The organism is Erwinia sp. AC075 (assembly GCF_979253995.1).
Genome location: NZ_CEEDEU010000001.1, coordinates 4,488,357 through 4,513,813 on the forward strand (window position 1 = coordinate 4,488,357; position 25,457 = coordinate 4,513,813).

Annotated in this window: 9 protein-coding genes and 1 pseudogene; 6 read left to right on the plus strand and 4 right to left on the minus strand. The window is 48.9% G+C overall.

Going from position 1 to position 25,457, the window contains the following annotated elements; genetic code table 11:
- The first annotated feature begins 2 nt into the window (after positions 1–2).
- The 6 genes from AC0IXH_RS21010 to AC0IXH_RS21035 all read left to right on the plus strand — a co-directional run bounded on the left by AC0IXH_RS21010 (position 3) and on the right by AC0IXH_RS21035 (position 19,506).
- Positions 3–4,925, plus strand: a complete 4,923-nt coding sequence (locus tag AC0IXH_RS21010; RefSeq protein WP_471720933.1) for a DNA methyltransferase family protein — start codon at positions 3–5, stop codon at positions 4,923–4,925.
- A complete protein-coding gene (locus AC0IXH_RS21015) occupies positions 4,925–11,272 on the plus strand; it encodes a DEAD/DEAH box helicase (RefSeq protein WP_471720934.1) in 6,348 nt (2,115 codons plus the stop codon). The genes AC0IXH_RS21010 and AC0IXH_RS21015 overlap by 1 nt, the downstream gene beginning before the upstream one ends.
- Entirely contained in the window at positions 11,269–13,392 is a 2,124-nt protein-coding gene (locus AC0IXH_RS21020) for a 3'-5' exonuclease (RefSeq protein ID WP_471720935.1), read from the plus strand. The genes AC0IXH_RS21015 and AC0IXH_RS21020 overlap by 4 nt, the downstream gene beginning before the upstream one ends.
- Before the next feature lie 180 nt (positions 13,393–13,572).
- The gene (locus tag AC0IXH_RS21025; protein ID WP_471720936.1) at positions 13,573–14,961 is read left to right on the plus strand and encodes a hypothetical protein; all 1,389 of its coding nucleotides are present in this window, start codon (positions 13,573–13,575) and stop codon (positions 14,959–14,961) included.
- A complete protein-coding gene (locus AC0IXH_RS21030; protein ID WP_471720937.1) occupies positions 14,958–16,859 on the plus strand; it encodes a hypothetical protein in 1,902 nt (633 codons plus the stop codon). The genes AC0IXH_RS21025 and AC0IXH_RS21030 overlap by 4 nt, the downstream gene beginning before the upstream one ends.
- Positions 16,849–19,506 carry a DEAD/DEAH box helicase gene (locus tag AC0IXH_RS21035; RefSeq protein WP_471720938.1) on the plus strand — a complete coding sequence of 886 codons (2,658 nt, stop codon included), beginning with the start codon at positions 16,849–16,851 and terminating at the stop codon, positions 19,504–19,506. Before AC0IXH_RS21030 ends, AC0IXH_RS21035 begins: the two co-directional genes overlap by 11 nt.
- Before the next feature lie 148 nt (positions 19,507–19,654).
- On the opposite strand, the pseudogene AC0IXH_RS21040 reads toward AC0IXH_RS21035, so the two are convergent.
- From AC0IXH_RS21040 to AC0IXH_RS21055, 4 genes and pseudogenes are all read right to left on the minus strand, one after another.
- Positions 19,655–22,174, minus strand: a pseudogene (locus AC0IXH_RS21040) (hypothetical protein).
- 40 nt (positions 22,175–22,214) lie between these two features.
- Positions 22,215–23,666, minus strand: coding sequence for a hypothetical protein (locus tag AC0IXH_RS21045; RefSeq protein ID WP_471720939.1), 1,452 nt, complete (start codon positions 23,664–23,666; stop codon positions 22,215–22,217).
- Entirely contained in the window at positions 23,666–24,511 is an 846-nt protein-coding gene (locus AC0IXH_RS21050) for a hypothetical protein (RefSeq protein WP_050946000.1), read from the minus strand. Before AC0IXH_RS21050 ends, AC0IXH_RS21045 begins: the two co-directional genes overlap by 1 nt.
- Before the next feature lie 3 nt (positions 24,512–24,514).
- The gene (locus AC0IXH_RS21055; protein ID WP_471720940.1) at positions 24,515–25,423 is read right to left on the minus strand and encodes a helix-turn-helix transcriptional regulator; all 909 of its coding nucleotides are present in this window, start codon (positions 25,421–25,423) and stop codon (positions 24,515–24,517) included.
- Positions 25,424–25,457 lie beyond the last annotated feature (34 nt).

Consider the following 25,457-nt stretch of genomic DNA (forward strand, 5'->3'; position numbering starts at 1 on the left):
TCATGGCGCTGGTCGGTATTAATAACGAAAACGAATTTTACTCCAACCACTATTTGGGCGAAGTGTTTACCAGCGATATCCGCGAAGCTCTGGAGCCGTGGAACGAACAGGAAAATGCCGCTCGTGAAGTAGAGCGTGCTGCCAGAGAAAAAGGCGAAGAGTTTACGCCGGGCTACCGGGCCCCCTGGAATCAGCTAAACAGTCTGGCGACGGCCTTCTTCCGCCAGTTAGCTGAACAGGAAAAACAGCGCCAGATCCCGCAACGACTGGCGGATCAACGCAACCGCTGGCAGCCACTGTTACAAGCTTTGGGTTACGAACTGAACCCGCAAACTCAGGTGCTGGAGGACGGTTCTCCTCTTCCTGTACTGGCGCGTTATAACAGCGTGGATGGCAGCCCGTGGTTGTGGATCGTTGAAGCCCACGATGTGGAAGAGGGCACTCTCGATCCACTGGCGTTATCCTTGCTGAAGGCTCAATTCCCGGCTGATGTAGATAAAAAGCACCGTGATAATCTGCGTAAAAATGCCCGTGGTGAATATCGTTCCTGGCAGGATCTGATTTCCACCGAAGTCTTCACTCAGCCAGAACCCCCGCGATTTGTCTTGCTACTTGGCAACCGCCAGTTGTTGCTGCTGGACCGCACCAAGTGGGCGCAAAACCGCCTGCTGCGTTTTGATTTTGAAGAAATTTTAAGCCGCCGCGAAACGGAAACGCTGAAAGCGACGGCGGTGTTACTGCACAAAGATTCGCTCATGCCTGGCAGCGGCGTGCCTTATCTCGATTCATTGGATGACAATTCCCACAAACATGCGTTTGGTGTATCCGAAGATCTGAAATATGCGCTGCGTGAAAGTATCGAATTACTCGGCAACGAAGCGATGCGTTACCTCATTGAGCGAGGGCTGGCAAACTATACGGGTAATCGTGCCGTTAACCCGGAAGATCTCAGCCGTGAATGCCTGCGCTATATGTACCGTCTGCTGTTCCTCTTCTATATCGAAGCACGTCCAGAACTGGGCTATGCGCCAATGCAGGCGCGGACCTATCTGCAAGGTTACAGCCTGGAAACGCTGCGTGAACTGGAAATGATCCCGCTTACCAGCGAAGAGGACAGAAATGGCCGCTACCTGCATGACAGCCTGAATATGCTGTTCAAACTGGTGCGTGAAGGCTACAAAGGCGGCGAGAAGATCCAGAGTGACTGGATCAGCGGCGAGCAGATCAGCGTCCACAGCAACCAGTTCAAAATCCCTCGTCTGGAAAGCCATCTTTTCGCGGCAGAAAACACGCCTTATTTAAACCGTGTTGTGTTCCGCAACGAAACGCTGCAACAGGTTATTCAGGCGATGTCCCTTAGCCGTCCAGGCAAAGGGCGTTTTGCGCGTCGTGGGCGTATTTCTTATCGCCAGTTAGGGATTAACCAATTAGGTGCGGTGTATGAAGCACTGCTCTCCTATCGTGGTTTCTTTGCCAGTCACGATCTCTATGAAGTGAAAAAAGCCGGGGAAGAGTTTAACGAGCTGGAAACCGGCTACTTCGTCAGTGCCGATGAGATAGCCAAATATCAAGACGACGAAAAGGTCTACGAGAAAGATGGCAGTCTGTGTATTCACCGCCGTGGCAGCTTTATCTATCGCATGGCCGGTCGTGACCGAGAGAAATCGGCGTCTTACTACACCCCGGAAGTGCTGACTCGCTCATTGGTAAAATACGCGCTCAAAGAACTGTTTAAAGTGCAGATTGAGCCGATAGCCGATCCGCACGCCAAAGCCGATGCGATTTTAAAACTAACCGTCTGTGAACCAGCAATGGGAAGTGCTGCGTTCCTTAACGAAGCCATCAACCAGTTAGCGGAAGCCTATCTGTTCCATAAGCAGCGGGGTGAAGGGCGACGCATTCCACAGGATCAGTACACCCAGGAATTACAGCGGGTGAAAATGTACATCGCGGATAACAATGTCTTTGGTGTGGACTTAAACCCGGTGGCTGTTGAGCTGGCAGAGGTTTCCCTGTGGTTGAACGCCATTAGCGGCGACACCTTTGTACCCTGGTTCGGTTACCAGCTGCACTGCGGTAACTCGCTGGTAGGCACCCGTCGCCAAGTATTCAATAAAAGCGAACTGACCTACAAAAAAACTAAAGACCCGAGCTGGCTAAACAGCGAACCTGCTGAGCTGGCAATGAATACGCCGCGTGACGAAAAGCAGATTTTCCACTTCCTGCTACCAGATAGCGGCATGGCAAACTACAGCGATAAAACGGTTAAGCAGCGCTACCCGGACGATTACAAACTGCTCGATGCCTGGCGTAAAGCGTTTACCACAAGCTTTGAGCCTTATGAAATTAATGACTTGCAGCGTATCAGCAGCAAAGTAGAAGCCTTGTGGAGTGCGTATCGCCAGCAGCTTAAAGCTGAACGCGAATCCACCGCTGATAGTTATACCGTCTGGCCATTGCCAGCCGATGCGCAATTGCACTCCAGCATGCGCAGCAAAGACGAGACGTTCAGCAAACGCCATCAGGACAATAGCGACTATCAAAAATTGCGCTGGGTGATGGACTACTGGTGTGCGTTGTGGTTCTGGCCGATTGATAAAGCCGATGAACTGCCGGATCGCAGTGACTGGCTGTTTGATCTGGAGACCCTGCTCGACGGTATTGTGGTGACGGAAGAAGTCACCGCTGCAGAATCAAATACCATGGCCGGTTTGTTTGACGAAGAGGAAAGCATCCGGGGAGAAGCATCACTTTTCTCCGGCACGGGTCGCCTGAAAACCGATGTGTTATTCCGCCATTTACCGCGCCTGAAAGTGGTTGACGATTTACGCAAACAACATCGCTTCTTCCACTGGGATTTAGAGTTCAGCGATCTGCTTGCCGAACGCGGCGGTTTTGACCTGATGCTGGGTAACCCGCCGTGGCTGAAAGTGGAATGGCAGGAAGCGGGAGTATTGGGTGATTTCGAACCGGAGTTTGTGCTGCGTAAACTGAGTGCTTCGAAGCTGGTGACGTTACGCGAGCAAACCTTTAATCAAATCCCTGCGCTGGAAGATGCCTGGCGCAGTGAATACGAAGGTTGTGAAGGGATGCAGAACTTCCTTAATGCGCAGCAGAACTACCCGGTTCTACGTGGTGTGCAAACCAACCTGTATAAATGTTTCTTGCCGCAGGCCTGGCGTTTGGGGACGAAAAAAGGTGTGGCAGGGTTTCTGCACCCTGAAGGGATTTATGACGATCCGAAAGGTGGGCAGTTGCGTGCGTCGGTGTATCCGAGGTTAAGAGCGCATTTTCAGTTTCAGAATGAGCTGAGTTTGTTTGCTGAGGTTGATCATCATGCAAAATTTAGCTGCAATATTTATTGTTCTTCTCTTGGTGATGTTGAGTTTGTCCATATCTCCAATTTATATACCCCACAAACAATCGATACTTGTTTTGATCATTCAGGTCTTGGGGATATCCCAGGTATTAAAGATGAACTTGAAGTAGACGGGAAGGTAAAAGTTTTCTGGAATACTACCGGTCACCGTTCTCGTCTCATCAATGTCGGTTTGCACGAACTCTCTTTGTTTGCTCGTCTTTATGATAGTGAAGGAACTCCGGCCAGTCAGGCTCGTCTGCCAGCATTACATGCCACACAGCTTGTTGCAGTACTGGAGAAGTTTGCTGACCAGCCGAAGCGTCTGGGGGATTTACAGGGCGAGTATCTGTCACTGGAAATGTGGCATGAAACTAACCAACAAAAAGATGGCACTATTGAACGACAAACACAGTTTCCAGAAGATGCCTCACAATGGGTTTTATCAGGACCGCATTTCTTTGTGGGGAATACTTTCTACAAAACGCCAAGAGCAAACTGTACGCTGAATAGCGATTACGACTGCCTCGATCTGTTGACTCTGCCAGTCGACTATTTGCCGCGTACTAACTATATTCCGGCCTGTGATGCGCAAGAATATGCCAGACGTACACCACGAGTAACCTGGACAGAGCCGGGCGAAGATGAGCCGAGAAAAGTGACGGATTATTTTAGATTAGGCTATCGAGGAATGTTATCTCAATCAGGTGAACGGACTCTCATTGCATCCATTTTACCTCCTTCAATTGCACACATTCATGGAGTGCAAAGTACCTCCTTCAAATCAGAAAAATTGCTTTTACAACAATTTCTAATGAGTGTTTCATTAGTGGGTGATTTTTTCATTAAGAGTACTGGTAGAAGTAACCTAATGGCCAGTTGGGCCAATTTTCCTTTAGTCAGCTTAGTTGGGCATACATCTCTACGATTACTCGCTTTATGTAGCTTGACAAAACATTTTGAAAAACTGTGGCTTAATTTTTTCACCCCTTCTTTCAATCAACTTAGTTGGAGCCGCAATCTCCCACAGCTTCCACAATATTTCTTCGCCCAGCTCAAACCAGAATGGCAGCGTAACTGCGCTTTGCGCACCGATTACACCCGCCGTCAGGCGCTGGTTGAGATCGACGTACTTGTCGCTCAGGCCTTGGAGTTAACGCTCGAAGAGCTGCTGACTATCTACCGCGTTCAGTTCCCCGTAATGCGCCAAAACGAAGCCGATACTTGGTACGATCAAATCGGGCGCATTATCTTTACGCCAAGTAAAGGACTGGTGGGCGTTGGTCTGCCGCGTACCGCGCGTAAAGCCGATCTGAAGAATGGTTTTAGATTCTCTGTGGATAGCCCGGACTGGAAGGGCGGAGATGGCGAGGAATTGGCTATCGGTTGGGATGATGTTAAACACCTGCAAAGCGGCACTGTCAGCGTGACTTTTGATGACTACACCCGCAGCGATGAGGGCGAGCGCCGCAATGTGACCTGGCAGGCACCGTTTATCAAACCAGACCGCGAAGATGACTATAAAGTCGCCTGGGCATTCTTTGAAAGTGATAAGGAGAGCATCTGATGCTGCCTTCCGTTGTCAGTCGGCAGATTGCCGACAGCGTAGCCGAGTTTTTACGTGCGGCATTTCCGCTCAATAGCCCACTCTTCAATGGCGAAAAGAACGATAACATTAATATGCTGGAGCAGTTTCTGCGCCAGCCGGAAGCGTTGCTGAAAGGGCCGTATCTCTCCGCTCAGCTACCGTTCCGTAAAAGTTTATTGCCGCTGGATTTCTTCCCCCATCTGTCGCTGCCATTCCCGCCGCATGCCCATCAGGCACAGGCTTTTGAACGGTTGGGGAATGATGAGCCTCAGCCAACGCTGGTGGCAACCGGTACGGGTTCCGGTAAGACAGAATGCTTTATGTTCCCGCTGCTGGACTACTGCGCGGGAACGCCAGGCTCTGGGGTGAAAGCGATAGTCATCTATCCGATGAACGCCCTGGCGACCGATCAGGCCAGCCGCTTTGCTCAAACCATCAGTCGCGATCCTCGCTTGCACGGCAAAGTCACCGTTGGCTTGTTTGTGGGTGATAGCGAAGAACACCCTAGCAAAAAAATGTCCGCCGATAAGGTGATTACCTGCAAGCATACGCTGCGCGACAGCCCGCCAGATATCCTGCTGACTAACTACAAAATGCTCGACTACCTGCTGATGCGCCCCGGCGACCAAAAGCTATGGCGGCACAATAAACCCGGTATGTTGCGCTATCTGGTGGTGGATGAACTGCATACTTTTGATGGTGCGCAGGGTTCCGATTTGGCCTGTCTGGTGCGCCGCCTTAAATACCATGTCGGTGTAGATAACGGACGTTTTGCTTGTGTTGGCACTTCCGCGACAGTGGGTGATGAACTCGGGCAATTGCTGGATTACGCTCAAACTATTTTTGATCAGCCGTTCACCGATGCTGCGGTGATCCGTGAAGATCGTTATAGCGCAGCCGAGTACCTGCAAGGCTTTGAAATAACTCACAGCCAGTATCCCGCGCCAAAAGATAAAACGGCGCTTGAACCTCATCGTTATGCCACGCCGGTTGACTATCTGAATGGGCAAATTCCTCTTTGGTTCCCTGAAAGTACATTGCGTCTTCCTGAAAATCTGGAAGACGATAACGGGCGTGAAAAACGCGTAGCACTCGGTGAAATGTTACGTCGCCACAGCGTGTTGCATGTGTTACTGCGTGATTTACAGGGCGGTATTCTTTCCGAACAGCAGTGCCTTGAAAACCTACAGGTCATGCTTGCTGAAAGCCCGGAACACGCCGCTCTGGTTTTGCAAAGTATTTTGGCGCTGATTGCTCAGGCAAGGCTGGAAGTACCGGAAAACCCAGGTGACCATCAGCAGCGAATTGCAGCAGGTAAACCACGCCCGGTCTTACCCTTTGTACAGTTGCGTTCACAATTATGGTTACGTGAAATGCGCCGCCTAGTGGCCAGCGTTTCAAAAACACCGCAACTGGTTTTTGCCGATGACCTGACCGTTGAAGACCGAGAACATCACCTGCCAGTCATCCACTGCCGTGACTGCCATGCCACCGGGTGGGTGAGTATGCGCCACGGGCAAAATGTGCAGCTGGAAACCGATCTCGATGGGATTTATCGCCAGTTTTTTGAAAAGGGCCGCTCGATTGTGCTGGCCTTCCCGGATAAGAATGAAAAAGCCGTTAGCGGTGTGCATCAAAAATTATGCCCGGCTTGCCTGAAGCTTAATAAACAAACCAACGTGCAGTGTGGCCACTGTGGCTACAGCGAAATGGTGCGGGTTCTGATCCCTGATATGCTCAAAGAGCGCAAAGACCAGCTTGAGTTCGCCAACGAATGCCCTTATTGCAACAGCAAAAATGGCATATCGATCCTCGGTTCTAGAGCGGCTAGCTTATCGGCGGTGATGATCCACCAGCTTTATGGCAGTAAGTTTAACGAACATAAAAAGCTGATCACTTTTTCAGACTCCGTACAAGACGCAGCCCACCGCGCCAGTTTCTTTACTGCCCGCACGTGGCCATTAATGGTGCGTGGGCAGATTGCCCGTTTACTCAATGTGGGTGAAACCTTACGGCTTGACGAATTCGCCTACAAGGTTTGCCAGCAAACGCGTGAGTCAGCGACCGATGACGCACATTTTGTGGCGAATTTCATCGCGCCAAATATGCAGTGGCTAAACGATTATCAGACGTTAAAAATCGAAGGCCAACTTACTGAAAACTCGGATCTCCCGGAGTTGGTTCGGTTACGTCTCGACTGGGAGGTGTGGAGCGAGTTTACCCTTCGCGCCAGCATCGGACGAACATTAGAAACCACGGGTTTTGCTGCTACCGGCGTGGATACTGAACGCCTTAACCCAGCAATTAAAGCGCTACATCAGCAGCTTTGCGAAGAGTTGGGTGACCTGATGAACGGTGTGAAGGTTGAACAAGTCACACATCTGGCTTTAGGAATTTTGTGGTATCAGCGCCATGCTGGTGCGGTGATGCATCCGGCATTTGAAAGTTATCGCCGGGATGGCACGACCTTTATGATGACGCAAAAAGAGCGTACATCACGCTATATGCCATCTATCGGGCCTAAAACCCGCAAACCCGTCTACGCCTCCTTTGAAAAAATCACCGGCTTCCACCGTCTTATCGGATCTAAGGACAACCCAAGCTGGTATCAGCGTTGGTTAACGCGCTCATTAAACAGCGGTGATAATATTTTCATCAGTAGTACTTCGGAAACGATATTGCGGCTGCTTTATACGGCGCTGCAACGTGCAGGAATGGTGACATCTTTCGATACCAAAGGTCGTGAAGCCTGGGGGTTGAGTACTTCGGCACTGGTTGTCAGCCGCGATGTCACTCAACTTAGCTGTACGTGCTGTCGGGAAATCGTTCGCGCTCCAACTGAGCAGGCGTGGCTTTGGGAAAATGCCCCCTGTATGTCACTGCGCTGTGATGAAGGTCGCTACCAGATTACAGATAGCAAGCCGACGCTGCGTTGGGACAATATGGATATTGCTCGTGTCATGGGAGCTGAGCATACCGGCTTACTTACCCGTGAAGATCGCGAGGCGACGGAAAAATCGTTCTATCGCGGCACTAAGCCCTGGAACATCAATTTATTATCAGCGACGCCTACGCTGGAGATGGGGATCGATGTTGGCGATCTTTCTTCGGTTCTGCTTTGTTCCGTGCCGCCAGCTCAGGCGAATTATTTACAGCGTATCGGGCGTGCCGGGCGTAAAGACGGGAATGCATTAAACATTACTGTTGCCGAAGGGAATCCACACGATCAGTTCTTCTTTGAAGAACCGCTGGAGATGATGCAGGGGCAGGTTCAGGCTCCCGGTGTATTTCTCAATGCGGTGGCGATTCTCGAACGACAACTCGCCGCGTTCTGCGTGGATAACTGGGTAAAAACCGGTGTGCCGGGTTCCGCCATCAGTAAAAACGTGAAGCAGATGCTCGATGAATTGGATACTGGCCGTAAGGGCGGTTTCCCATACAATTTCCTGCGCTATGTGCAGGAACATCGTGTGGCGATTGCTGAACGTTTTGCCGGGATTTTCCCGCAACTGGAAGCTGATACTCTGCTGCAACTGACCCATTACCTCACCGGTGAACAAAGCTATCGTTCGCTTGAACAAAGAATAGATACAGCACTGGCGCAATTACTCGAAGATCGCAAGTCACTGCGTGCACGTATTGATAAATTGAAATACAGCATCGAGAAGTTGAGGGCGGTGCCGCAAGATCAAAATTACGAAGCTGATTTGCGTGAACTTACTTCTGAGCGTTCAGCATTGCAGTCATTAGTACGTCAGATAAATGACAAGCAGACCCTGAATTTCCTCACTGATGAAGGGTTACTGCCTAACTATGCTTTCCCGGAAGCCGGTGTGACTTTGCGTTCAGTTTTGTGGCGACGTAAAGAAGGGGGCCCAGAGCGCGAATCCCAAAACACAACCTATGAGTATGAACGCCCAGCCGCCACAGCGCTGGCTGAGCTAGCCCCCTTGAATAACTTTTATGCTGGTGGGCATAAAGTAGAGATCGAACAAATCGATCTTAACGTCTCGAAGCCTGAAAACTGGCGGATATGTAGCCACTGCAACTATAGCGAAAATATCGATCAAACTGGTGACCAGCATAAATACTGTCCAAAATGTGGCACGCCTGTTTGGGCTGATGCAGGGCAGAAAACGACCTTACTGAAATTGCGTCAGGTCTATGCTCGTGCCAGTGCACGCGATAGCCAAATCAGCGATGAAAGTGATAGCCGCGAACCGACTTTCTTCCAGCGGCAGTTACTGGTGAGTTATGAACCTCAGGATGTCACGGCGGCCTATGCCATTGACGAAGGCGAAGTCCCGTTTGGCTTTGAGTTCTTGAGTAAAGTGACTCTGCGCGATATTAACTTCGGCAAGATGGCTGATGATGCCAGCGAGTTAATGATTGCGGGTGACAAAAAACGACGTACTGGTTTCCGGGTATGCCTGAGCTGTGGAATGGTTAAACGCCCGCGTAATAATGATCCGCGGCGAGATCATGATCTGAGCTGCAAGTATCGCAGTGAGCCAGAAAAAGCGAAGTTTGAAGATTACCTCTATCTTTATCGCCAGCTGGAATCCGAAGCGCTGCGTGTTTTATTACCTGTAACCAGTTACAGTAATGACCGTATTGTTGAGTCCTCCCTTGCTGCGGCCATCCAGCTTGGGTTGAAACACTACTTCAGGGGAAATGTTGATCATCTTAAGGGCGTTGTATATCGCGAACCTGAAAATGAAGGTGAATCTTGGCGGCAATATCTGGTTATCTACGACACGGTACCGGGAGGAACGGGCTCTCTCAAAGAGTTGATGAGAACGCCAGACAACCTGCTGAAATTATTGCAGCAGGCCTATCAGGCATTAGTGGAATGTAGCTGTAATCACGATACCAGCAAAGATGGCTGCTATCGCTGTGTGTACGCCTATCGTGATCGTGGACGCATGAAGTTTGTTTCACGTGACCAGTCGCGCGTCCTATTGGCGCAAATTCTTAAAGCCAGCGATAAAATTCGCCAAATTAAAACCATTAATAGTATTTCGCTCGATGCAATGATGGGGTCTGAGCTTGAGAAGCGATTTATCAGCTGCCTGCAGGAGCAAAAAAGCTTAGTTGTTAGCCGCAGTTACGCGCACCAAAGCGCAGGTTGGGTTATCAGCACCAGAGTAGAGTCTTCTTCCAGTTGGCATTTAAAAGCGCAGGTCGATTTAGGCGTTAAAGAGGGAGTGGGTATTCCATCACGTCCTGATTTTGTTCTTTACCCTATTGCGCAATCAGCAGATATAAAACCAGTAGCGATTTTTCTTGATGGTTATGCATTCCATAAAGATTCTATATCTGACGACGTACAGAAACGGCAAGCAATTAAAGATAGCGGGCATTATCATGTCTGGACTATCGGTTGGCGTGACCTCAACGAAGCGGGCTGTAAGCATCTGCAGGACGTGCTTGGTCTTGGGCACAACCCGGCAATGAAGAATCCAACAATTTATAACCGATTCCACGATATCAATTTTGTTACTTTGCATAGCTCTGTGCAGGACAAAAATAGCTTTGATTTGTTGCTTGATTATCTGTCTGAATCTGAGAAAAAAGCGACAATTTGGAAAAAGTTAGCTGCTGCACACGCTTGGGTATGGCTGGACGTTAAGTGTTCGCAAGAGCCTGGCGTTCAGCAAAAATATGCTTATGAAATGCAGGAAAATGCCTCACCAGTACGCCAGAAGCAAATCTCACCCGATGAACCTTTTGTTTTTGGCGGGCTTCTGGACAGTTGCGGTTCATCTCAACCATTTATTGAGTTGGCATCAGTACTGCTTCAGAGCTATCTCAAGACTACGCCAACAGCGGATCAGCTGTGTGAGGCATTACGACTTCATCTCTGCTTTGATGACCGCCATTCAGAAGATAGCGGTTATGAAGCTGGATTTTATGGTTTCTGGCGCCTGGTGAATCTGCTGCAATTTTTGCCTGATATGTCGTTTACCAGTCGTAAAGCAATACATCAGCCGCAAGAAAAATTAGTCGTTTTGCCGATAGAAGCAGCTCAAGAAGTGCAGTCAGATGCCAGTTGGGCAGAAATTATTGAGTTTGAATTACTCACCAGTGAAGAAATTGCTTTGCTTCAGGCTCATGACCTTGGAGCGCCTGTTCCTGGCTACGCCTTACAAAACGATCTGGGTGAGATTATTGCAGAAGCCGATCTTGCCTGGCCTGAACGGAAACAGGTCATCATTTTCGAAGATGAGAACTTCGCTTCTCATTTCATAACACATGGCTGGCAGGTCGCTTTAGGCCCAATCAGCGAAGAAACCTTACAACATCTGTCAGGAGGTGATAAATGACGGTTCAGTCGCCAAAAGTGGCACTTTCTGATGGCTTTTTGGGGGCGTTTGCTCGTATCCCAAAAGCGCAGCAGAAGAAAGTTCAGGAGTTTATTTCTAAGTTTCGCCAGGATCCCACCAGTAATGGGCTGAACTACGAAAAGATTCACGATGCTCGAAGTGCCAATGTTCATTCGGTACGCATTGATCAAACTTACCGCGGTATCGTGCTTAAACCAGAACAAGGCGCGATATATATGCTGATGTGGGTGGACAAGCATGACGAAGCCTATGATTGGGCGCGCCGTCATGACTGTTCGATTCACCCATTAACGGGGGCGATTCAGGTTATTGATATTAGTTATATCAAGGCTGTGCCTGAACCTGTTGCACCTGATAAACCTAAGCTGTTTGCTGCATATTCAGCCGATCAGATATTGGCATTAGGTGTTCCTCCTGTATTTATCGATCAGGTCATGGCTCTGACAGATATGGATGGACTTAACCAACTCGAAAGCGTGATGCCTGCGGAGGCCTGGGAGCCACTTCATTGGTTGTCTGAAGGATTGGATTACCAGGAGGTTCTGGAAGAGTTTAACGACCGCAAAGATGTGCCTGTCGATACTAACGACTTCATCGAAGCTATTGAACGCAGTAAACGTCGATTCCATGTAGTGGAAAATGAACAAGAACTGCTGCAAATGCTTAATGCACCACTAGAAAAGTGGCGAATCTTTTTGCACCCCAGCCAGCGTAAGTTGGTAGAAAATCCAGCGACCGGACCTGTTCGTGTCTTGGGTGGCGCTGGTACAGGGAAAACCGTAGTTGCTATGCATCGTGCAAGATGGCTTGCTCAACGTTTGGGTGATCAACCTGGCAAGAAAATTCTGTTTACGACTTTTACTCGTAACCTTGCTGCAGATATTCGCGCCAATTTACAGCGTCTTTGTTCTCGTGAAGAAATGGGTCGCATCGACGTTATTAATATTGATGCCTGGATGAGTGAGCAACTTAAACGCCATGGTTATGATTTCCGTGTAGTTTATGAAAGCGATGAAGGTCGACGTAAATGCTGGAATTATGCCTTGCAGCAAGCACCTGCCGAGCTCGGCTTATCTGACAATTTTTATGCGGAAGAATGGGCTCGGGTAGTGCAACCCAATGCGGTCTACAGTCGTGAAGACTACCTTAAAGTAAGCCGGTTAGGGCGAGGAACCGCATTGTCGCGTATTCAGCGAGCCAAAATATGGCCTGTATTTGAAGAGTTTCGTTCCCAGATGGCACGCGCAAAATTGCGTGAAATGGGGGATGCGATGCATGAAGCGATTATCTTGTTTAAAGAAAAACAGGTTCAGTTACCTTACAGCAGCATTGTGGTCGATGAAGCCCAGGATATTGGTGCTCCGGCCTTTACTCTGATTCGCAGTCTGGTGCCTGAATCACCTAATGATCTGTTTATTGTCGGTGATGGGCATCAGCGAATTTATCGCAACAAGGTTGTGCTGGGGCAATGTGGCATTAATGTCCGTGGTCGCCGTAGTAAGAAACTAAAAATTAACTACCGTACGACGGAAGAGACTCGGCAGTTTGCCGTCGGGTTATTGACTGGAGTGAAGGTAGATAACCTGGATGGTGAAGCAGATGCCAGCAATGATTATTTATCATTGCTGCACGGTGACCAACCGACCATAACTCATGCTACCGATTTCAAAGAAGAAGCTAGCACCATCGTTAAACAAATTCAGGCGTTACTGGCTAACAATGTGCGTTCCCAGGATATCTGTATAACGGCCCGTACCAAGCACGCCTATGACCGTTATGCTTCTGCGTTAGATGATGCTGGAATTGAAACTTATTCTTTAGGCCAGGACAGCGGTGATACTGATCAACGTTCTGGGGTGCGTATGGCAACAATGCATCGCATCAAAGGACTTGAGTTCCAGTATGTCTTCCTTGCCGGGATTAACGATGGTGTTGTACCTGAGGTGAAAGCCATCACTTCAGATGATCCCGTAGAAAAGCGTGATGCGTTGTTTAATGAACGAGCATTGCTTCACGTCGCAGCAACGCGCGCGGTAAAAGGTTTATTTGTTTCATCATACGGTAAACCTAGTTTCTTACTGGAGCCTGAAAGCGAGTAACACAACCAGATAACCAGAAGCTGTAGCTTCTGGTTATCTGCATTTTAGCCCTAATCAATATCGGCCACTGATTTGCTGATTTGGTAAGGATTAGGAAATCAAGTGGCACATGGAAGGGCTTTCGCAGTGCACAAATTGCGTGTTGTTAGCCCTGTGGGCATAAAGGACTGACGCAACGAAATGTACATAGAAAAATTTCTGACTGAATACGATGACTCGCTAACAGGTGAATTGAATGTTGATCCGCTTGGGCAATTAGTCATCTGGTCGTCCTGGGGACAGGACATCTTTCATAGCCGTATTACTTCTATCGCAAATGATGTGCGGCAATACACACTGAATCTGATGCATCACAGCGTACTGCGCCAGCTGCTGGCAGATGACAAGCAGCAAACTGCTGGCGCGATGAAAAGCCTCTATCATAAAAAGCAGGCGCGCGAGTTCAGCGCAGCCTGTCTGATCCATCTTGAAAATATCTATATCTACTCCATGCTGGCGGCTGAAAAAAGGGGCGTCACGCTCACCGGTGTGCAGGGTATTAATAAAGCCAGGCCAAGATGGAATGCCGCAGACAAAAATCCTCCGTTACATTTTGGTCATGAGAAGGGCAGTGAGCTGCTGACCAATCAGATTGCGCTTGGCACCAATGGGCGCTACAAATCGCCAATGATGAATATGCAGTTTTTCACTACTGATTACCGCTACGATCTGCCGGGTAATAAGCCTGTGTGGCAGGCTGCAGAGGCATTTATCCAGCATGTGCCAGAGCTGAATAAATTACGTGAAGCGGCTCTGACCCACTTGCAGTCACTAATGCAGGTATCACATAAGCGCGATCTCAGCCCGGTTTACGAAGACATTCCTGCCAGCCTTAAAAAGGCTTATGTGGCGGCATTCCGCGACCCCAAAATGGTGGGTGATTACTCCCGTGAATTCTGGCTGCAAAGAACAGGTTTGGATAAACACGCGGCTGGGGCGATTTATCTGGTACTTGAGCAGGAACGTGAACGTTCGGACGAACCGGAGCTCACAGTCGCTGAGGTTTTCAAACGAGCCGTACAACAGGCTAAAAGCGTGCCTGAAATGAATGAAAACGATCTCATGGCGTTACAGAATATCTGCCAGGCTGAGCCGTTTTTGTCGTTGATCGATCTGATGTTTTCTGGTCTACGCCGACAGGGTAGTCAAACACTGGCAGAGTTCCGTCAATTCTGGCAGTCGCGCGGTCTCACGGAACTACATCTGCCTCAAATGGCGGCTCAGCTTCAACAAAATGGTGCACTACTTTCCTCCCTTTCCGGAACTCCCGCTAGACGTTTTCAGCAGTTATTAACGCTGGCCAGCGAGACATTGCTGGAAGAACAGGTACGGGGTCTGCTGGCCTATCATCACAAGCTAATGGAAGCTCGAGGACAATTTCCGTGGCTAATGCTGGAAGGCGACGAGATTGTGTTGCAAGTGCCGCCGTATTCGCTTCGTGAAGAACGCCGGAATAGCGACTGGGTAAACCGTTACTATTTGCCACAGTTCAGGCACATGCTGAATGGCTTATGGGGAAGCGCGGCATGAAACTGCTAGAAACTTTTAAAAAGCAGATTGCTGAAATGGGCGATCTAAAGCGCGTTTGGCTTACCACCTTTAATCTGGATATCTCTTTTGTTGAGACTTGGGTGCTACCTGCTGTACTGGGAATGGATGTGCCTGCGAGTCGTATGGACTATGAAGGCCTGCAACGAGCGCTGGACGAGAGCGGCATTGATTTCCGCATTTATTGCGATCCGCACATGATGGCGAAAGATAAGCCGAAAAGAACCTCGATAGCGGTGTATCCGGTTTCGGTGCGTAGGCTGGCTCAAGGCGAAGACTCTTATCTGGACAAGGATCGCGGTCTGTTTCACCCGAAAGTGTTTTATCTCGAAGATCACAACAGAAAGATTATTGTGGGTGCGGGCAGTGCCAACCTTACGCTGAGTGGATGGGGGCGAAATCAGGAAGCAGCAGTTTTTCGTTGCGTTGCGAGTAATACCCAGTACCAACAGGTAAAACAGTTTTTTACCTCTATCGACAACAGTTTGAATAAAGAAGCGTTCTTCCCCATACGCCGTAAGTTTCTTGGCGATGATCATGACTGGTCATTTATTCACAGTCTGGCTGGCGCCACGCTGCTGGATACCCTGAAACAGGGTGTTGAGTTGAAAACGCTGAGCGTCTGGTCACCTTATCTTGCTGCGGATCTGGCAGGTTTTATTGGCAGGTTAGGGCCGGAATTACGCGTAGAATTAGTTCCTGACTTGGTCGAAGGAAGCTATATACGCACTCGCTGGAGTGAAAGTATTCAGGAGCTAATAACAAGTAAAGCGCTGACCCTTCACGACTCGCCTGCTCCCAAAGACGATCGTGCGTTGATGACCCATGCCAAGCTCTGGCTGGCGAAAAGCAGCAAAAGCACGCAACTGGCAGTGGGGTCCTGGAATTTCACTTCTCCCGGTTGCAGCAGCCTCATGGAGAAAAACTGGAATGTAGAAGCGGGAATTGTGCATCCGGTCTCTCGTAACATCACGATTTGCGGCAAAGAATGGGATGATGTTAATGAGGAGGATTTCGCCAGTGAAGTACTGTTGAAGGAAGAGGTGCTGGAGCTGGGCGAACTCCCTCCTTTCGATCTCACCGTTATTTTTGACTGGACCCGCTGCGAATATCAGATTGTCGGGCAATGGTTCAGTGGCAAGCCAGAGTCGGGTTACCACTTGATACTGCCGGGTATCAATGGGTCGAATGAACTGGTATGGAAAGCTAATGGTAAAGTTCTGAAGTCACCACAGCAATTGGCAGTATTGAAGAGCGATGCCGTGTTGGATAACCCTTTTTATACCCTGCGTAGAGCAGGAAAAACAGACTGGCAGGGTATGATCGTCGAAACTGGTACTGAACACCGGCGCGCGCTGAGCTTTACATCGCTCGATGATCTGCTTAACAGTTATCTGAGTTCTGCAGAACCCGGTTTGAGCGATCGCCTTATGCTGCGGGGCGTTGGGGCGCAAGACGAAGTGCAAAGTGAGGTAGAGGCAGAAATCGTTAGGTTAGAAGTCACCAGCTATTTCCGCCTGTTTCAGGCCATCCAACAGCGTCGCAACTGGTTGGTAGAGGTGGAAGATGGCACCTTGCTTTATCGTCGTCTGTTCAGCGAACCTGGCTGTCTGCAGGAACTGGCAGAAATAGCCAGAGAGCGGGTGAAGCAACCAACCCATCCGGTATTTAACTGGTTCCTGGCGCAGGAAGTTAATAGTCTGGCAGCTCTGGCAATAAAGCGTGTTAAAAGTATCCGACGCAAACAGGGGACTGAAGCCATATTTGTCGCAGCGCACTTGTGGGAGTCTCTACAGGTTGCCATTCCACCTCTAACTAGCGATGCCGCTAGCCTGCTTTATCTCGCTGCCATCAGGGAAGACTGTAGTTATGGCGAATAAGTTAAAACAGATCATTACCCCGGTTGAGGTTTCAGCCGTGATGAATTTCGATGCGACTGATATGCACTGGCAGTATCAATCCGGTGCGTCCAGCATGGCGGCGAAGCAGGCTGAGGGTGTGGCTGGATTGTGGAATTTGCTGAGTAAACAACGACTGGCGCTTCTCGCCGATGAAGTCGGCATGGGCAAGACCTATCAGGCGATGGGTATAATGCTGCTGTTATGGGAGGCAAAACCCGATGCGCGCATTCTGGTGATGGCACCTAACAGGACGCTCTGCGACAACTGGGAAAAGGAATTCGGCACCTTCACCCAGAAGCACTACCGGGCAGCGAATAATGCGTTTACCTCAGCAGAGGGGAAGGAAAAATATGCTCCGCAAATTCAAGGCAGGCTGGCAGATCTGGCGGAAGCTGTGGAGAAAAAGGCACACCATTTCTACCTCACTACCATCCACTCATTAAGCGGCCTGGTGCCCCAGTCTGAAAAAGAAGATGCTCTGAACGCTGCAGAAGCCTATGGCGCGTCGTATCGTCAGCAGATTAAGCAAGCTCTGGGAAAAGGAGGCTTTGACTTAATTATCATTGATGAGGCGCACTACTTTCGTAACCGAAGCGGCTCACAGCGCGCTGCTGCCGCTCAGGCCTTCTTTGGTGATGCGCAGGATCGGCTGGGTAGCAACGTACTACTGTTGACGGGAACCCCCAATCACTCATCACCGCGAAATATTTATGACATTTTTAGCTACTTCAGTGACTTGCCAAAGCGGTACGCAGTGGATGATGTCAGCGCTCTGATGAATGATTTTGCCATCCGTCGCCTGCGCAAAATGCAGGGCAGGGAGGGCAGTCACAGCAAATATGAATATCGTCATGAGCGCGCCAGCGTTTCCAACTTTACTGACCGGCTGGATGCAGAGCTGTTCTTTGCTCTTTATCAGAAACAACTGGTTGTCCAGCTGGATAAAGAGAAAAAGTCGGGTGGCGGCAGACGTATGCTCTATGGCTATCTTGAAGGGTTTGAATCAACGGGTAGCACAGCCAGTGAACGGGACAATGGTGGCGATGAAGAAGAACAAATCCATAACGACTTCAACCAAGCCCCGGATTCTTCTCTGCTCAACAGGCTTACCCGGCAGTTTAACGATATCTATCACCGCTTTCCAGATCACCCGAAATACGATGCGCTGGTGGATGCCTGCGTTACCAGCGATCCATTCGAGCAGTTGCAGCCGCTACACAGCAGAAAGCATCTGGTCTTTGTGCGCCGCATTCCGTCGGTGCGCGAAATTACCCAGCGCATCAACGCCCGTTATGACGAAATGATGGCTAGGCGGTTGATGGATGTCTGGCATCTACCCGCTGATGCACGGGAAAAATGGCGAGAATCGGGTTGGTCGCGGGAAATCTTCGTTGATCTTTTATCGGGAAAATTCAGCGGGGAGCCGGATCTGGAAGAGCATATGCAGGAAGATAGTGCGGCAGATGAACCCGAAGCAGATAATGAGCTGAAGCTTTCCAGTAAAATAGCGGAGTTGTTTGTAACGAAGAAAACCGGCCTGCGCAGCACTGACTGTACCAACGTCAGTTTGCGTTTCCGCCGCCAGGAAAGTCTTTTCTCTCTGTTTCTGGAACCCGCACTGGACGGCACAACTGGTACCTATCGTTATCATTACCGAAAAGAGTCTGGTGAACGTCAGCGCGACAGCTATGGTGATGCCGCGCACGATGCCCGGTGGTCGCAAACCCCATTAGCGGCGGGGATTGAATATACCAAGGCATTGCCTACCGCCTGGGGACTGATGTTCAATGAGCTCCCGCAACCGGCAAAAGAGCAACTGATAAAGTGGCTCGACCAGCCTAACGGCATGGCAATCATTGAAAACTTTGCCAACTATCTGCGCACTGGTTACCTGTTTGCCAGCCCGGTGATGATTGAGCTCTATTGCTGGTTTACTGAGTTCAGGCGTAAACCTCAAAAGAGCGAAGTTCAGCAGCGCTATGAGCATTTTGTTGAGTGGGTGACCCCCAAACTGAAGAGATCGCTGATGCAGCGTTACTTTGTGGCTGCCATCGAAACTTTCGAAACACTATGCGTGAAAATTGTTGGTCAGAAGCTGGATAGTAATCAGTACAGCTGGCGCGAGTTTACCAGCCTTAACAGCCCTGGCTGGTACGCTAGCGGGCAATCCCACAACCGTGAACGCTTGATTCGCGGATTTAACTCGCCCTTCTTCCCGAATGTCTTGGTAGCGACTTCAGTATTGCAGGAAGGTGTGAACCTCCATCTTCAATGTCATCAGGTGCACCATTACGGCATTGCCTGGACGCCTGGTGATAATGAACAGCGGAATGGGCGAGTTGACCGCCTCTTTGGCCGTATCAATACCATGCTCAAGGTCCATGGAGAAGCCGAGATGATAATAAATTATCCTTTCCTTGAAGGTTCATTTGACCAGGATCAGTTGGCATCATTTATTCGCCATAAACATAGTGTTGAAGAGAAGCTTGACAGTTGTGAACCCCAGGATTTCGATAGTGCAATTGATCTCCAGGAGGACACTCAGGATTGGCAACGATGGCTACGACAGCCTTGTAAGGACAAGGATAAAGAAGATCCTTATCCAGCAAGGTTTGATCAGCAGTGATCTACTCTAGGTGATTCCCACACATACGATAATCACCCTCGTATATCAACGGATTATCAAAGAAGGGGGCAGTGTGTAGTGGCTGGAGCCACTACACACTGCCCCAGCCGCTATATTGTCTTAAAAATTTGTCCCTATATTATTTCGGTCATGCAGCAGCAGAAATTGGCGCTGCAGTCTCCAGTTGATCAACTATCTCGCTAATTTGCGCATGGCCATAGGTTAGAATCGGCCTTTGCTTAACCACACTGACTACCAGCGGCTTGATCAACATATTGGCTGTTGCACGGCCTTGCTCTTTAGCAGCGAAGATGATCTCCAGCGTTTTTGGGGCGAGCACTGCTGCCAGATTCGCATTAAGATTTTCCAGCTCATGCTCTGTAAGAATGAAGCTTGTCGCAAGCCATGTTACTTGCTCCTGAATGAGCGTCAGCACCTTAACCCGATCGTCTTCAACCAGGGCACCAGCAATTTTTTTGGAAATAGCTGTAGCAATCATCCCACCTAGTAAGCCGCCTGCTGCGCGCCCAGCTAAAGCGCCAAACGGACCTAATGGGCTAATCATTACTCCGCCAGCAATGGAACCGATAGCTCCTCCTGCCACGCCGGAAGAGGTTACAGCCAGATTTTTTATAAACTGAGCTCCAGAAATATGACCACGTATCATCTTGATCATATCCGGGCCAGTGGTCACGGCGACCAACGCAAAAGAGGTTATAAGAGTACCACGCATCATTTTATTCAGAGAATTCAGGTTATTGGCACCGACTCCCTGCTGAAACGCATTCCTTACAGTTGGGCTGGCTGCCGCGAAATCAATATTTTTAAGCAACCCCTGAACGGCGCCAATGCGGTGTAACTGCTGAACCGTCACATAAACTGTCAGCGTACGGGCAAAGGTTTTCCCTGCCTGAATCGCAGCTATTTGTAGCGCGGCCTTACGATCACCGGTATTGAGATAGAAAATAGAAGCCGTCAGGCCAAAGCTGAGCCCGCCTGCAGCAAGGCTGACAATAGACCCTTCTGCAAGATCGTAAGTAATGGATTCGAATGTGCCAAACTTAGTAATATTCTGGGCTTGGGTATAGGTAAGATGGCCCTGACGCACTAGTTTTGTCGCTTCAGCAGGGTCGTTAACCCCTGGCACTTTTCCATCGCGAATTTTGTTTTGCATAGTCTCCAGTGCTTTTGCGTACTGGTCTTTTGGCACTTCAAGCTGCATCGGTGCGCCGTTACTATCATAGTAACGATAGTGACCATTTTGCCCGTCAAAACCCGCACCTACGCTGCGAGCTGCAGTTGCACAATACTTTGTTTGGATCTCAGTTCCATTAACCAGCCTGTCGGCTCCGTTTTTTGCATTATTGTCACCGAGAATATGTGCGTCTTTCAGCTGAACTTTGTCGACCAGATGGTTTCCTCGTTCAGCTGCAAAACCATGCCCCTGTCCACCCGTAGCAAACATTTTTTCATTTGTATTCCAGGCTTCTGGCAACGTAATTAGGATCAGGCCATTCGTCGCTGCGCTGGAAATAAATTCAGCTTGTGGTCTCTCATGGATTTCCAGACATAGTTTTTCAGTTTCCCGACAGACATCAGAGCAATACCATTCATGGTTTACATGCTCAGTACCATTGACACTTTTAATGTCACTCAAACCGCATGACGTGCAGGTACAAAGTTCATCTATATAGTGGAATGAGACAAATTTGCGTCCGTCTGAAAACTAATAATAACTTCCACAATCGAGATAACGATACAGGAGGTCATCGTTAGCAGCAGATGGTAAGTTCAATCGATTGGCGAAAAGTCTTTTCAGCTCATCGGAAGAATGGGTTAGCTTGTTGTTTAATCGTTCATTGAATTCAGCCATTTTTGTTTCATACCAGGCATCATTCAACAACCAGTTTTCGCCCGCCAATTCTTGTTCACGCGTATCGCCCTGCAAAATATATTGCGAGACCAGCTTCAGATAAATACTTTCGATTAATTCTGCTGAGAGGTTACTTTCTTGTTTTAGCTCTGCCAGCCATCCTCGGCTATTGATTGCTTTTTGTTCATTCAATCCTTCGTTGATAGTAATCGTTAATTTTTTAAGTTCCTGAATCTGGTTTGCCGCATAGAACTGCGTCAGTAAGGCCGCTATCCAGTAAAGCAAACCTGCCCACCACATCAGCAAAGAGGAGATATCGTATTGCCATGCGATAAATGGAGTTGCAGCAGAACAGGCCATCAGAAAATAAGACGTATAAAAACAACAATAATACTCTTTAATTTTCCTGGCAATGTCGGCTGATGTAAGCCCATTTCTCAGAATTGCTTTGGTTTGCACGGGCAGTGCTAGCAGGCCTCCAGCAAATGCGGCAGTTAAAATGAACTTCATTGAGTCAAAGGTATGGGCTTCATAGGCGATATGTTTGCCGTCAAGCCCCCACATAAAGCTAATGATCATGCCAGAAATGACCAGTGGAACACCCAACAACCAGCGTAGGCGAAGCGCAAAGGTTATGCGCTCCACCATATAACCTGCTAATAGCGGTGGTCCTGCTACAATCAGCACCCCTAGACCTAATACCGCACCCAGAATATTGAACGATGCCCGAAATAACGCTTTAAGAATAACAAACCCTATAACCAGAAGAATTAATACACCAATTATCTGTAGCATTATTATTTTTTTCCTTGTTTTAACCGGTTTCATCCCGGCATCACGCCATCATAAAGGCGTCCAAATCATCCGCATTTTTAATGATTTTGTTTTTCTCTACTCCATAGGCCTGAGCAAGTGTAATGCTCGCCTCGAGTAATTTACGGTTATTTTCAACATTGAAAGCTGCTGCTGTCAGTTCACCTAATGCCGTGAATTCGGACAAGATGCGCTTGAGTGCCTGCTGCTCAATGTCATTCAACCGAAGAGTAAAATGGTCCATTCTGGCTTGCAGAGCCTGGCGGGCTTTGCTGTCCAGATTTTTGGCTACGGTGACCATGAACTTCCCGGAGATAGAGCCAATCACAGCCCCCAGCACAGGAACAGGGATTAACGCCTGGCCTGCAATGGCCATTGCACCAATAATCGCGGACTCGGCACAAACAATGAGCCCGAGCTCGGTAAACTCATCAAGATCTATTTCACCCTGCTGGTAAGATAAGGCAAGGCTTCCAACCCCCTTGGCGGCGGTGACAAGTGCGCTGGCGAATGGTGCTCCCATCGAGGCATAGTTGGTAAGGGTATAAATCGCTCCAGCGGATACACCTCCAATGGCTGCACCTTTTAGTGTATCTAGCCCCACGTCCTGCCAGTCTTGTGCATCGAACTCACCACAAAATATATTTTTACCGTCACGATACTTGCGGTATATCCCCGTTCCGAGAGCAAAAGCCCCCCCGAAAGCTACTCCCATCGCTGTCGCCCGCATGGCTTCGTTCAGCGAAGGCTGGTGATCCTCGATAATTTCAGCTTTTTTAGTCTCGTTCTGCTTACCTAATTCCTGATCATGATTATCAAGTGTTTCGTCGATTTTCCCCCATTGAACGTCTTTGTAATCGGAAACACCTGGGCGCACGACATCGGCAAATGGTCGCCCCGTCGCGCTTTCAATATCGGCAACTTTATCCTTAATAGCCTGTAATGTTTTTTCGCTCAATCCCTCTACCGGCTTCCCGTCAATGACGTCCTGGATGGTCTGCCAGGTATCTTTCGGGATATGGTAAAACGGCTCACCCTTTGTGAAGTCGGGATAGGTTTCCATGTGCTTCAGGACATGCGTTAGATTGTTATTAATGCCGTTTATAAATTTTGACTGTACTTCAATACCATCAATCTTGTAGTCCGCAGGGGCGGTGCGACCCACCCCGTTAAATGTTGCACCTAAAGCCGACTCATCAACCAATCCCTCATCGATCGCCTGGCGTGCATTGCGCACGCCCACCTCAAGTTGTTCAGCAATCTCACCGTGCTTGGTACTCATCGAACCCAGAATGTTATTCGGTGACGCAATAAAATCACGCACCTTCTGCATCTGTTCGCCCGCAAAAGTAAAGGCGCTATCCTGCTGCGCCAACTTAAACAATTCATCCTTGATGCGGGCCTGATTGAGGGCATCAACTGCACTGCCGATAACTTGGTCGCCAACCGAATCATGACTATTTAAACTATTCATTACTGGATTTTCTTGTTGATCAGTTTTGACAACGCATTGATATGGTTAATCAACGCCCCTAGCTGATCTTTCTGATGCGCATTGAACTGGCTATAGTCTCGCGGTGCGGTCTTTTCCAGTGCATCGACGATGCTTTCAGTGCCATGATAATGCTCTGACGTTAACACCTTTAGTTCCTGAGCTCCGCGTTCCATCACTCTCAATTCGCTGGTTTTGGCACGAACCTGGCGATCTTCGCGCTGAGCTTCGTCAATGATTTTTCCATTCTTACGACGAGCCAGTAAGGTTCCTCCCGCAATACCTACGGCACCAATTCCCCAACCGACTGGACCCGCTAACGCCAGCAATGCGCCTCCAGCGGACATGCCTCCGCCGCCAGCTGCCAGTGCACCACCACCAAGCCATGCCAGTGCAGCATTCGTTGCCGCAGCGCCGCTTAAAGTTGCAATTGCTGTCCCCGTCGAGGCCGTACCAAAAGTCGTTGCAATGGCCAGTGCTGCCGTAGGGGCAAATGCTGCGACTCCCGCTCCGACAGCAACCCCTGCGGCAGCGGTCCCTTTACCAACATGTGATGTTCGGTATTCTTCTTCCAGTTTTTCGACGACGTTATCGAATTCAGCAATTTCCGCTTTCAGTTCGCTCCAGGATTTATCAAATTCTTTGGGTTTATTCGCCAGTCGGTTTACAAAGCTTTCACCACGAGTAATCAGATTTTTACTGCACTTTTGGCGCAGCAAAAAGAGAGCTGTGATCTCCTCCTGAGTATCTTTTGCCTGTGCTTCATATTGGTTTGTTGCCCTGGTGAGACTGGCTAATGCTTCTTTTCTTTCTGAGCCGCGTAACATTTTTCACTCCTGTTGCATATCGTCAAAAATAGCCATGCCGTATTTTGTTTCCATTTCAGCCATTTGTTGATTGAGCTGCTGCTGAAAACGTTGTTGCAGGCTATTAGGGTAAATAATAATGAGATTTGGTAACCAATATCGTAATAGAGGGAAGAGCTGGTTTTCGTGCGCCATTTCGGTTTGCACAATCAAATCACCGCTTGATTCTTGTCGTATTAATTTCTGCGCAGGTAATAAGTTGCGGCGCTGAAAGTAGTAGCTAACTTCGGCTGCGATTTTGACGTGTACCGTCTGCTTATTCAGAGAAAACCAGACATCATCTTCTTCAGCAAAGTACTGGGTTATGTGCAGCTCTGGCGTGAAATGTAAGGAAGTAAGATGCAGCCAGCGAATTTTACTGAGCTGATAACCCTTCACATTTCCTCTATCCACAGCGCCGAGATACCAGACACCTTTTATGTTAATGAGTTTATAAGGTGCAACGGTACGGAGTTTGTCTTTATAGTGAAATTCGCAAATGTTGTTTTCGCGAATCGCTTTATCAAACAGACTAAAGTTATTCTCAAGTACTCGTTGAGCCTCAGGATCGCTCGGTAAAGCACGGATACTTAACGACGTTAAATCAGGCTGGGAAAAGAGTTTTTTTGCGGGAAATAACGCTTCCATACCTAAAATACGGACGAGATTTTGCAGTTCTTTTAGTGATTGAGGTTTGGCATAAGCAGGTGCCAGCCTGTAAATACCCTCTCCATTATGGATAATACGATCGCCCAAGCGGTTAAGATCCCGATACAAGGTGCGTTCGCTTATTTTGAATTCGTTCATCAACTTTTGGCGAGACACAAAACCGTATTGATAAAGTTCTGAGATAATGACGGTTATTCTCTGTACCATGACTTCATGCCCGCTCATAAGTCTTCCCTTGATAGCTTTTCCCTGATGGTAA